12 protein-coding genes are annotated in these 12,475 nt (G+C 39.8%); 9 read left to right on the top strand and 3 right to left on the bottom strand.

Features of this window, described 5'->3' with window-relative positions:
• Positions 1 to 8 precede the first annotated feature (8 nt).
• The 8 genes from AAZR93_RS01165 to AAZR93_RS01130 all read left to right on the top strand — a co-directional run bounded on the left by AAZR93_RS01165 (position 9) and on the right by AAZR93_RS01130 (position 6,660).
• Positions 9 to 224, top strand: coding sequence for a hypothetical protein (locus AAZR93_RS01165; protein ID WP_434718737.1), 216 nt, complete (start codon positions 9 to 11; stop codon positions 222 to 224).
• A 135-nt stretch (positions 225 to 359) separates the two neighbouring features.
• Positions 360 to 791, top strand: coding sequence for a DUF5347 family protein (locus AAZR93_RS01160; protein WP_434718736.1), 432 nt, complete (start codon positions 360 to 362; stop codon positions 789 to 791).
• 69 nt (positions 792 to 860) lie between these two features.
• Positions 861 to 1,121 carry a DUF2732 family protein gene (locus AAZR93_RS01155; protein WP_434718735.1) on the top strand — a complete coding sequence of 87 codons (261 nt, stop codon included), beginning with the start codon at positions 861 to 863 and terminating at the stop codon, positions 1,119 to 1,121.
• A complete protein-coding gene (locus AAZR93_RS01150; protein ID WP_115164227.1) occupies positions 1,114 to 1,335 on the top strand; it encodes a TraR/DksA family transcriptional regulator in 222 nt (73 codons plus the stop codon). Before AAZR93_RS01155 ends, AAZR93_RS01150 begins: the two co-directional genes overlap by 8 nt.
• 1 nt (position 1,336) lies before the next feature.
• Entirely contained in the window at positions 1,337 to 2,161 is an 825-nt protein-coding gene (locus AAZR93_RS01145; RefSeq protein ID WP_434718734.1) for a DNA adenine methylase, read from the top strand.
• A complete protein-coding gene (locus AAZR93_RS01140; RefSeq protein ID WP_434718733.1) occupies positions 2,158 to 2,481 on the top strand; it encodes a hypothetical protein in 324 nt (107 codons plus the stop codon). Before AAZR93_RS01145 ends, AAZR93_RS01140 begins: the two co-directional genes overlap by 4 nt.
• Complete coding sequence (locus AAZR93_RS01135) at positions 2,474 to 4,870, top strand: replication endonuclease (RefSeq protein ID WP_434718732.1); 2,397 nt, start codon at positions 2,474 to 2,476, stop codon at positions 4,868 to 4,870. Before AAZR93_RS01140 ends, AAZR93_RS01135 begins: the two co-directional genes overlap by 8 nt.
• Positions 4,871 to 4,971: 101 nt before the next feature.
• Positions 4,972 to 6,660 carry a hypothetical protein gene (locus AAZR93_RS01130; protein WP_434718731.1) on the top strand — a complete coding sequence of 563 codons (1,689 nt, stop codon included), beginning with the start codon at positions 4,972 to 4,974 and terminating at the stop codon, positions 6,658 to 6,660.
• A gap of 93 nt (positions 6,661 to 6,753) precedes the next feature.
• Here the strand turns inward: AAZR93_RS01130 and AAZR93_RS01125 are convergent, their stop codons facing one another.
• The 3 genes from AAZR93_RS01125 to AAZR93_RS01115 form a co-directional block, all read right to left on the bottom strand.
• A complete protein-coding gene (locus AAZR93_RS01125) occupies positions 6,754 to 8,124 on the bottom strand; it encodes a hypothetical protein (RefSeq protein ID WP_434718730.1) in 1,371 nt (456 codons plus the stop codon).
• 556 nt (positions 8,125 to 8,680) lie between these two features.
• Positions 8,681 to 9,724, bottom strand: coding sequence for a phage portal protein (locus tag AAZR93_RS01120; protein ID WP_434718729.1), 1,044 nt, complete (start codon positions 9,722 to 9,724; stop codon positions 8,681 to 8,683).
• Positions 9,724 to 11,481 (bottom strand): terminase ATPase subunit family protein, encoded by a 1,758-nt coding sequence (locus AAZR93_RS01115; protein WP_434718728.1) that lies wholly within the window; start codon positions 11,479 to 11,481, stop codon positions 9,724 to 9,726. Before AAZR93_RS01115 ends, AAZR93_RS01120 begins: the two co-directional genes overlap by 1 nt.
• Before the next feature lie 156 nt (positions 11,482 to 11,637).
• Between AAZR93_RS01115 and AAZR93_RS01110 the strand changes: the two genes are divergently transcribed.
• Positions 11,638 to 12,468, top strand: coding sequence for a GPO family capsid scaffolding protein (locus AAZR93_RS01110; protein WP_434718727.1), 831 nt, complete (start codon positions 11,638 to 11,640; stop codon positions 12,466 to 12,468).
• Positions 12,469 to 12,475: the final 7 nt, after the last annotated feature.

Here is a 12,475-nt window from a genome sequence, read left to right as displayed (position 1 = left end):
GTTATTTTATGATTAAGCAATTATCAACTCATAGTTTTAGTTATCGTTATTTTCAAATTATCAAATTACCGGCTAAAGCCATGAATCCAGTCATTCGCTATAGCGTTCAGCGTGATGATAATTCATATGGGTTATTTGATTCGATGAAAGAAGCCACACAATATATTGATTCTTTATATGGTGATAAAAATGTCTCAATTACATTTACAACAGTACAAGCATAAATTAACGGGTTCATCTGTAAATAATTTCAAGAACGATAAGACAAAGCGCAAGTTATCAATCGTGGATAAAATATTTCTTTGTGCTGGTGCTTTATTTTTCTTATATCTACTCACAATCGCTATTCGATAAATACCATGAGAAGTTCAGCGGCTGAATTAGTTAAAACTGAACAGCTAATTAAATTACTCGAAAACGTAAAGCAAGATGAAAGACCCGCTGATGCAATAGTTCAGCAAGCAAACATCAAGTTTTATCAAAATCAAGGTGCAACCCTTGATAGTCGTGTAAATGGGTTAAATCAAGCCGCAAAGTTAAGAACATCAGTATTTCATTTTGATAAAAGTAATCCAGATAATAGTGAGTTAATCGGTTTTATTGAGTATTTAAGATTAAATGATAAACGGGTGCTAAATATGCTTTTTTATTTAGCTGGAATTAAAAGTGAACAACATCACTTAGGTTTTGATGAATTCAATAAAGATGAAAAGCAATCCATTATTACTGCGATTAATCAAATTAAAGCATTAGCGGCGTTACTACCAAAAAATATCGCCATGCCTATTTAAATCAAAGCATAAAAATTAATGACGTTAGTACTTCAGGGATTTCTACATTCTAAATTTGAGGGTTTGATAATGAGAAATAAAGAAATAAAACCAATTTTAATCGGTGTTGATGCTGCATCCGGTGAACGTGATTACTCTGCTATTGCCGTGAGTATCACAGCGATTAGGGCCGATGAACGTAAAATATTACTCGATAAGTTCTCATCCCGTCTTGATGCCATCGCCTGTAAAGCACTGAAAGAAAAAATGTCTTATGAGCAAATCCATCAGCTTTTAGTTGATGAGTCCGTGCATTTATCAAATCAGGCTGCGGAGTTGGATCATGTCTAAAAATCTTGACCGCGCAAGCGAATATGAAGCCCTGATGCGAGAGCACCAAATCAATGCTGTGATTAAGCGCCCTATCGGTGTTTCTGCTTTTGAGTGTGATGAATGCGGTAATCCTATTCCCGAAAGCCGCCGTATCGCATCGCCGGGTTGCATTCGTTGTATCGACTGCCAAACCGTTTATGAACTGAAAGATAAGCACTATCGGAGTGTGTGAAATGGCCAATAAAACTATCCTAAAATGGGCAGGCTCTAAAGTTCGAATCATGGAGCAATTACGTCCACATTTACCGAAAGCAAAACGTTTAGTTGAGCCGTTCGCTGGGTCTTGTGCTGTGATGATGAATACTGATTATGAAGAATATTTAATTGCTGACGTTAATCAGGATTTAATTAATCTATTTGGTGCACTCGCTTTTGTCCCTGATGGGGTCATATTCGAAGCGTCAGTATTTTTCAATCAAAATAATAATCATTCTGACTATTATCGACTTAGAAATGAATTTAATAGCCCGAAGTCAGGTATGTCACAGGTTCGGCAAGCTAGTTTATTCTTGTACTTAAATCGCCATTGCTACAATGGCTTATGCCGTTATAACAAGCAGGGAAAATTTAATGTTCCTTTTGGCAAATATAAAGCGCCCTATTTCCCTAGAAATGAAATTGACAGTTTCTGTGATAAAGCTTATCTAACCAAAGCTAAAATTTTAAATCTCGAATGGCAAGACACCCTTTCACTCGTTGATTTTAATGACGGAGTTTATTGCGATCCGCCTTATATGGCTGGCCGTGATAGTTTTACTCAATATCACACTACCGGCTTTACCGATGCTGACCATGAGGCATTGGCGATTGCATTAAAAGATATTAACGATATCCAAGGCAATCCGATCACTGTCTCCAACTCCCCAGCAGCGAAAGAACTTTACGCTGACCTCGGTTTTTCTATCCACGAAATCCAAGCACCGCGCACTATTGCAGCAAATGGCAACCGTAAGCCGGCGACTGAAATTATTGCTGTTTTAACGGGGGTTAAGTCATGATGCTTGACCCAATCAATGGCGTGTATATTTCAGGTACGCGTTTTGCTATTCAACGCCACGTTGATGAAGATTCAAAAGTGGTTCAATGGCGCTTATTGCAAATCAATAAATTTGACCGTTGCTATGAGTTGGTTTGTTGCGGTTCTGATCCTTGGCTGTTGGCGATTGAATTAACGTCTTATCATGTCGAAAGTGTGAAAGGTAAAGGCATCAAAACCCTTGATGTTTATCGCGAAGCTGTCGATATCATTTCTCGTCGTTGTGAAACTGCAATTAATTTACTTAGACCAGAAACCCTCGGCGGTGCTCTTAATGTCTAAAGGATTCGATTTTACCACCCTACCACTGACTTATACTGCGAATATGGTGTTTCCGTATTCGTGGAATAAGCCAAAAGAAAATAATTACTATAAATCCGATGTTGAGATAGAGAAACCGCTTACCCGTGAGCAAGTCGTTCAGGGGCAAGCGATTTTACGTGATGTGGAAACATTGCCGCGAGTACTGCGATACCGAGTTCAAAAACGCTATGAAAATCTCATTAAAAATGAGGGTTCAATTAAGGCGCATGAGTACCTTTATTTCGATTTTTATACAAAAATGTGGCCTCGGTTAGCTGCGGTTAATTCACGTTATGAAATGGATACAAAAGCCCTTTTAACCTTGTCCACTCGTTTTTCAATCGACGTCAGCCAATTCAACCGCTTATTTGATTTATATGATAAACCTGTTAAGCAACTAGCGGAAACCATCGCCGCCGGCTTCTTTAATTTGTATGAAATCTATTGCGATAAGTTGACCGAGCAGCATAACGGCGATCGCGAAATCATTTATGAAGATTCAGCGCAAACACAGATTTATGGACGTTTAGCGGAACTCGCTCAAGGGCTCAATGTTTTCCCTCTTCATTACCAAGCCTATTGCCGTGTATTGAAAAACCGAAACAAAGGCCGAGGTAAACAAAATCTTACGGTGCGCCAAGTTATCGCTTCGGTGCAGCGTTTAGCTAACGCCGATTATTGGTATCGCAAGCTAAAAGCCCATCGCACACAATGGATTGAGGCATTAATGATTGCGAATATGGATGTGTGTATCAATCGCCATCCGTATGCCAGCAAGCAAGCTATTCGCGCGGTGCAAGCGCAACGTTTATCCAATATGCAGTATTTGCAAGGCATGGATATTGAAGATATTGAAACGGGTGAACGTTTTGATCTGTTCGATAAAGTGATGGCGAGTGTATCAAATCCTGAAATTCGTCGTATGGAATTAATGTCGCAAATGGCCGGCATTGAGCGTGTCGCTAAAGAGCGAGACGATATTGGCATGTTTATTACGCTGACCTGTCCGTCAAAATATCATCCCACTAAGCAGCGAAGAAAAGGTAAAGAGATTGACGCCGTACTCAATCACAAGTGGAAAGATGAAGCCTATACGCCAAAAGATGGGCAACAATATTTAGTGAAAATCTGGTCGCGTATTCGTTCTGCATTCAATGATAATAATATCGATGTTTATGGTATTCGTGTCGTAGAGCCGCATCACGATGGTACGCCCCACTGGCATATGCTGTTATTTGTCGATAAGGCCAGTCGAGCCAAAGCCGTTGATATTATGCGTAAACGCGCATTAAAAGAAGATGGTAACGAAGCCGGCGCACAGAAAAACCGATTCGAATGCAAGCATATGAATCGCGGTGGCGCTGTGGGTTATATCGCTAAATATGTGGCTAAAAATATAGATGGTTACGCGCTCGATGGCGAGATAGACCATGAAACCGGTAAAGACTTAAAAAGAATGGCAGCAGCGGTGACTGCTTGGGCTTCAACGTGGCGCATCCCTCAATTTCAATTTTATAAACTCCCCTCAAAAGGCGCTTATCGTGAATGTCGTCGTTTACCGCGCGGCATTTCGATTGCTGATCATTTAGGTGAGATTGCCGAGCGTGTTCGTGCCGCTGCGGATGAGGGTGACTTTTTTAATTATGTTATGTCACAAGGTGGGCCATGTATTCGCCGTAAAGAGGAAACGATACGTGTTGCCCGAGAGGTTAGTGATGTGAATGTTTACGGTGAAGAGGTTCAAAAGGTTGTGGGTGTTTATAACCAACTCATCGCAAATAAACCCACGCTTAAAACCCGTGAAAGGCAGTACAAGATTGTGAAGAAAAACTCCTATGCTGCGGGCGATGGTCTTTTAAAAAGCGCCATCGGCGCGCCTCGGAGTCCTGTCAATAACTGTAGATCGCGGATCACATCCAATCTATCAGATGTGCAATTTTACGCGCCTGAGCTTGGCTCAAGGGAAGTATGCAACATAAAGGAATACGGTTTTGCATTTATAGAAACAGATCCTGACAACGCGATAGGCAGCGAAATTACACAGGGTAAACAGCAAAGGCAGATATCAAAAATTGAATTAAGCGAGAGTGATAAAGAAATTCAGTCGGAAATAGTTACTTTTGCAAATGAAGTCGGTATTAGTTTCGATATTCCACAGGTTGAAACGATGTTTACTAAAGGTATGGGGGTTAGTGATGGCCTCTATTATATGAAATTTGACGGTGAACGGTTGAGATTGAGTTTCAACGAGGACGGAAAAGAGCAACAGAAACAGGAGTTAACAGCGCAAAAAGAGGCTATTAGTGAGAAGCATAGGCAAAGGTGTGCTGGTGTGTTGGGGCGAGTTAATAAATTCAAACAAATATAATCACCAAGATACACTTATCCTATACGCAAGAAAGCTTACAGAAGCAATATAAAAATGTAGAATATTGGCTATGACCCTACATAGATTTGGAAGCTGAAATAATGGACGATAGAAAGATTCCCTCAATTTACCTCCTTAACACCAATTTAGAAACTAAAGAAAAGCTTCATGCATCAGGTTTTAATGTGAAGCAATATAAATTAAATGGTTATGTAAACTGCAATCCATCATATTATCCAATTTCTATCCCTTATAAAAATAATATACCCGCTGATCTTCATGAAGCTGAAATTTTAGTTATTGATACAAATATTAATAATTTTAGTCATGCAGGTAATCAACCGTGTCCAATGAATATCAGCTTGGATTATACACCACCTCACGTTGACCTTTTCCCTATAGATATATCTGTTATTAATCGTCACCTTTTTTCTACAGAAAAAGAGCAAGTTGTTATTATTTTCTGTAAAAGCCATACAAACATGATATATGAAATTAACATCCCTGGAGCAAGGGGACAAGTAAAGCATGAATATAAAACTTATAGTTTTAATCCGTCTCTTGGTGTAATTGATAAACATGGTAAGCGCTTCAAAAAACCTGAAGAAGTAATTGCTGAAAATATAAAAACACACTTATTTAAATACTTAGAAGATAGTTATTACCATGTAGCTTTTAAATATACTGGAACTAATGAAATAGTTTTAGCCAAAAATGAAACTGAAGATATAGTTTCATTAATATCAATAGTTAAAAATAAATTTTTATTTTTCTTCCCTGATATAAAAAATAAGCCCGATTTTTTGGATGAATTATTTAATTTTGTACTTCCGGATATACCTAGTTTTTCCAAAATATTCCCAAATAATGGAACATTTCAATGGATAAATAATAATTCATACATTACTCATGAAGAAAAGTTGAAATCAAGTCAAATTAAAAAACTAAAGGACGATTTCAATGCTAATCTACAAGCTTTACAACATGAGTTGCTAGCTTTAGCTAATAAAGAAGAAAATATAAAAACTAAAGCATTACTGACAGCGACAGATGATGAACTCGTTTATGCAGTAAAATGGTTTCTTGAATATATAGAGTTTGAAAATGTAACAGCTCCTGATGATAATGTGGATGAGGGAGAAAATGAAATATTTGAAGAGGATTTAAACGTTGAAAATGGGAGACAAACATACCTTTTTGAAGTGAAAGGAATTGGCGGTACCTCAACTGATGCCCAGTGTTCACAAATTTCCAAGATTGTTTTACGACGAGAAAATGCAAGAGATGACCATAATTTCAAAGGGATTTATATTGTAAATCACCAACGATATAAAGATCCACAAGAACGAGCTAAGCCTCCTTTCAATGACACGCAAATTGAAGATGCAATGATAGCTCGGCGAGGAATGACCTATACATATGAGTTATTTCAAGTTTACCATATGATTGAAGTCGGCATACTTACAAGAGAAGATGTAAGAGCTGCTTTCGATCAACGAGGACTCATTAACTTTCGTAAATCACTAAATCCAATAAATTGTGTGAATATATATCATAAGCCAAAGGTTTATTCATTTGACCTTAGTGATACCCCGGATATAACAATAAGTAAGAATGACAAGATAGTAGTGAGAGATAAAGATAATCACTGGCATTTACTATCAATAGAAAGTATTGAAGTGAATAAACATCCGCTTGAGGAAGCTACGGCCAGCAGCGGAGGTAATGTTGGAGTTAAGGTAGATAAATTTATAGAAAATGCAAAATACTTTTATTTAAAAAAAGCATAGATATAGATATAGAATAAAGCCTCTTAAGAGGCTTTATTTGACTATCCGAAATTATAATTATTGATTAGTAGGCCAAGCTAACATACATTATTTTTAATTATTGAGTTGTTGAGCCTCAGCGCTGTAATCTTCGTCTTCATACTCATCCCAATCATCAACTAAAGATCCACTAACACTATCTTCCTCTATCGAGCCAAGCCCATACTTACCCACTAATAACTCACACTTCATTGTTATTGAAATAGTCATATTTCTTCCACCTATATCTTGTTCTTTATAGTGTGTACCGCTAGCAGTAGCTGATAACTCCACGCTAAAGCCATTGTCAGAATCAAAATCGAAATCAACTATGTGAATATCGTCAATATCTTCAAAGTAAGTATTAGATTCTGCCATCGCAGAAGATGTTCCCTCATGATCAAGCACATAATATGGATTATTTTCGAATTTTTCCATACAATTTTCAGCAAGGCTATCACCAGTGATAAGCTTAAATGGCTCTTCTTCAAATAACATTTGTAAGTGATCAAAAATCATATCGGCGGAGAAATCTTCATTATCACTCTCTTCATCCAACACTATTTTTTCAAGCCTTCTAGCTAACTCTTCATCATAGTAAACATATTCAACTTTATCTATAATCTCATTATTAAAGCTATCATCTTCTAAAAGTGACTCCATATTTTCATAACCAAAAAGCGTAGCAACAATATTTCCTAATGTTTTTATAGAAATATTTATCTCATCTTGCCTTAAACTTTCGTCTATTTTTGATATCAAGTAATACGCGGATGGAAATTGATGAGAAGCTTTAGCAGCTCTAATCTTAGCGCTATTAACTTCAAACTGTCCTCTTTCTAGTTCAGCTTGATTATTCTTTTTTTCTAGCTCTAGAGCTAACATTTTTGACTTATTTTCAGCTTCTTTCGCTCTTTCCTCTTGCTCTTTGCTTTTTTCCTTAGCTTCCAAAGCCTTCGCATCTAAGCGAGTAGTTCTCTGCTTAAGATGAGTTATTATTTCATTACGTTTATCAATATCATGCTGAACTAACTGTTCTAAAAACTGCTTATTCGGGTTAGCCAACAGTTTATCTTTATTTAATTCTTTCTTTTGGGATATTTCGATTCGCTCAACATCGATAGCTTGAGAATGTAATTTTTCATCAGCCCAATGCTGGCAATACTTAACAAGCAGAGATATCCACGGAAAAGCAAATAAGTAAAATAACGAAATAAAAAATGGAATAAAAAAAATATAATTCCATCCCCATATAGGTGTCACTGACAGGTAGAGATAAAATGCACTAACTCGTTCAGGAACGGTTCCATCTCCCCAGAAAAGCAGAGATAAATAGTACCAATTACATAAAATCCAAGAGCATATAAATGTACCAATAAATGGATCTTTTATCCTTGTCTTCGCATTTCCTGTTATTGAAGAACATATATCATCTATAATTTTCATTTTTTCTCAAAATTAACTAACAATGCATAATTTAATAACTAATATAACTATATTATTTCATTATAATGAGCTTTGTGCACAATACTATTATCCTTAATGAGAACTAAAGCATATTATATGATTTCCGCAATTTCCCGCCCAAATCCGCAAGAACAAAAAAGGATCGTAACCCACACCAAGCCCCAGCATTGGCACGGTTCTGACGATCTCCTGCACCTGCATGAAAATCGCCCTATTTAGTGGGTAGGCGTGGCGAGGCTACGATTGCGCGGCGAGATGTTTATTGTTAATTATCCGTCTGCAAAATCTCAGCCTCATAGCGGCGTTTAATTCAATTTACTATAACTAGATAGCAATTAATTCATCGTGCCTCGTAATGGTTTGTAGCGTGTTTAAAGGGCTGTTTGATGGACCTTAATTTCTGCCGATTCGTCTTGGTGAAGTAGGTTTGATATAATATCGTGGGGTCTTATCATTATTGGAGTCATCGATATCATCTACCTATAGGCGAAAAAATACCGCCACGATGGGCGGTATCATTAATCATATTGATAAGTTATTTCTGCTCGTCGTCCAAGTCCAATGAGTACCGCTCAAACCTGATCACTTCCTCCCCTAACCAATCGTTAAGCTGTTTCAGCTTGCTTTGCAGTGGGATAAGTTCATTGCGTACAAACACTTTGGCCGCTTTCTCAACATCACCAAAGCCGCCGACGTTCTCAGGAATGATCCCCATGATTTGTGGGGGCACACGATGTGCCGCTAACATATCATCACGGCTAACATTCTTAATATTCAAGAATTCATCTTTTGCCGCCGCTTCGGATAATGGGATGGTTTGGATACCGTCTTTCTTTCCGCCGGGTGCATACAAAAAGAGATTGCGAAAGTTACCCGGTCCTTTGCTGCTTTTTAGTGCCTCACGAATTTTATCAATATCATCCGTTTTCTGTGCGGCATCACTGACATATAAAATATAACCGGCGTGGGAACCATTCAAATAATACTTACGGCGAAACAAGGTTGAAGCTTCATTCAATAATACCGATGGGATGGCGGCGAGGTATTCTGGCAACCCGTATAGCTCTTGATTAATATCCGGTTCGATGAGGTGAAACACTTTGCCAGTTTGAAATTCAAACGGCTTAATGTCATAGCCATATTGCACAAACCAATAGGTATCGAGATCCACGCCACGGCGGGTAAACTTAGCCGGCGAATGCTTAAGTTTCAATGCTTGCCCTAACATATTATCGCGTAGCTCTAAATAACCATTACCGAACAATAAAAAGTCTAGCGCCCAACTATCAAACACTTGGCGACTCAAATATTTATGGGGAATAAAGGTACTGGTTAAAATATTACGTTTCACATATATCGCGCTGCTGTGATGGGGTGCTGCACGGAACGTTCGCGCCAAGCCACTAAAACTGATCGGTGGCTCATAGTAATTATCGACCTGCACACATTCCAAATAATCAAAAATTTCACGCTTATCTAACACCGGTATTGGGTCGCCAAAGGTGAATGCTTCCGCCGAGGCGCGACTGTTTGTTTCGGCCATATTTTGTGACTGGCGCTTTTTATTTCTACGGCTCATTAAAATATCTCCACGATATTGTGATGGTTACTATTTTCACCGGTGATCGGTTCGTTATAGAGGGCGTGCATAGTTGCCCATGCTAAATCGGCATGACTAGCTTCTTCACTGCGATCAGCTTCATAGGTAGGACGATTGCCACTGGCTGTGGTTGCACGACGAATCGCCATAAAAGATTGGGTGATATCATTGCTACCGGCATCATATTCCAACCGGTCATGGCTGATAACGTCATAAGCTTTGAGAACAAGGGCATTCTTCAAAGCCGGGTTGTACATAAATTCTTTGGCTGCGGGGAAAAACTCACGCACATTTTGTAAAACACCATGACCCAGGCCGGTGGAGTCAATACCGATATACTGCACGTTATAGCGTTCTGTCAGCTCTTTGATGGCATCTGACTGTGCACGAAAATCCATGCCACGCCATTGATGATGTTCAAGAATACGGAACTTGCCACCGGGGAACATTGGCGGCGCAATGACCACGCATCCGGCACTATCGCCGTTTTGCGTCCCTTTGGCCGGATCGTATCCTATCCAAACAGGGTGATAAGCATACGGGCGTATCATTAAGGGCTGAACGTCGTCCCATATTTCCCAGCTATCGACTAAACATTTTTGCATTAGCTGCAAATTGAAGATTGAGGCGATATCATCGACAAACTCACACAACAGCAAGTTTTCGAATTCATCCGGGCTATATTCCAAATGCAACTGGTCAATATCAAATAAATTACAGCCGCCGCGCATCGCATCTTCAATGGTAACAATCTGCCGCCACTGCCCATCACCGCACATCATGCCGTTAACTAAGGCTTGGTGAGTCGTATCAATATCAACATGGTCTGCTTTTCGGCGTCCGCGATTAAACAGTTTTCCCGACCAAAACGGGTACGCACTGTGGGTTAATGCCGAGGGAGTGGAAAAGTAGGTTTGACGCCATTTTTTGTGCATGGCCATACCCGAAGCCACTTTGCGTAACTCTTGGAATTTCGGTATCCAAAAATATTCATCCAGATAGAGATTGCCGTGGTAGCTCTGCGCGGTACGGGCATTAGTACCGAGAAAATACAGCGTAGCCCCATTAGGCAACACTATCGGGTCGCCTTTTAAATCCACATCCACTTCACGCGCCATATCAATGATATAGCCTTTAAATACGTGGGCTTGTGCTTTACTGGCTGATAAAAAGATTTGATTTCGTCCGGTGGTGAGCGCATCCATAAAGGCTTCACGAGCAAAAAAGTAAGTCGCCCCGATTTGACGTGATTTTAAGATGTTGCGAATACGGTGCTGATGCCCTGCGCCGTACCACACCTTTTGATAGGCAAACATATTTTCACGGAAAATTTCTTCAAGCTTTTCGATCGCTTCTTCGCTAAACAAATTCTTTTCCGGGGCACGGCGTTCACCGGCATTGCGATTAGCGAGTTTCGGATTTAAATCAACCTCATTGCCACCGTTTTGATATTTATGAATTTTGGCGTGTCGTTCGACTTGGCGATACAGTAAGTCGATTTCTTTAAAGTCTTTACCCTCTTTATTTTCTTTACCAATTAGCGTACAAAGCCGCATTTCCAAAGACATTTCAACCCGTTCAATGGGGGTAATTTCATCCCATTTATCACGGCGTTTCCAACTGTGAATAGTGGCGGCTTTTTCTTTAAGAAGCTCAGCAATACGCGCGATCCGGTACCCGTTAAAGTACAGGTGCATAGCTCTTTTTCGTGGGTCAAAATCGTGTAATGTATTCATGCCGTCAGATTACTGACTGCCGCCCCCTCTCGCTCTGCGTGACCGTTGTCCCATAGCTCACACAATGGCAAAGCATTGTTTCTTATCCCCCATCCCTGAAAACATAGGCTTATCTTTTTTACGTTTAAATCACATTTAATTGCCGGAGCCTGAGCAATGACCAAAAAAACCAAGCCGGTGCGCCTGTGTGTTGAGGGAGCCACAACCGATGGCCGCAAAGTACAGCGCCAATGGCTGACCGATATCGCCAAGAACTACAACCCCACGGTTTACGGTGCGCGCATCAATATGGAGCACTGGAATTATTCGTGGATGCCACGTTTTGGTGATGTGGATTCGGTCTACACCGAAGAAATCAAAGAGGGGCCATTAACCGGCAAACTCGCGTTATACGGCACCTTATCGCCGACCCCTGAATTAATTGAAATGAACAAAAAACGCCAAAAGGTCTACACCTCAGTTGAAATTAATCCTGAGTTTTCAGACCTAGGCGGTGCGTATTTAGTCGGTTTAGCGGTTACTGATAACCCGGCCAGTTTGGGTACGAGCATGTTGGAATTTAGCGCCGGCGCAAAGGGTCAAGGGGCTAATTTATCAGACCGAAAACAAGATAAAGATAACGTCTTTACGGCAGCGGAAGAGACGGTGATTGAATTTACCGAGGAAGCCGATAAATCCGATAAACCCAGTCTTTTAGACAATATCAAAGCACTATTTACCAAAGAGCGCAAAAACAACGATAGCAATTTATCCGATGTTCGCCAGTCAATCGAACTGTGTGCGACAGAGCAAGTAAAAACCGCCAGTGAAGTTGAAAAACTGTCACAACAAGCGGCTGAATTTACCGCCATCAAACAACAAAATGATGCCTTACGTAGCGAGTTGGATCAGCTTAAAACAGACTTGAGCCAACAAGACACACAGCCGCAACGCCCACATTCTTTTGGTGGCAAAAGCGAACACACTGAAAACCTGACTGATTGCTAAACGGAAA

It is taken from the genome of Providencia sp. Je.9.19 (assembly GCF_051129765.1).
Lineage (GTDB): Bacteria > Pseudomonadota > Gammaproteobacteria > Enterobacterales > Enterobacteriaceae > Providencia.
The sequence above is the reverse complement of the archived record's forward strand: the minus strand, read 5'-3'. Positions and strand labels throughout refer to the sequence as shown.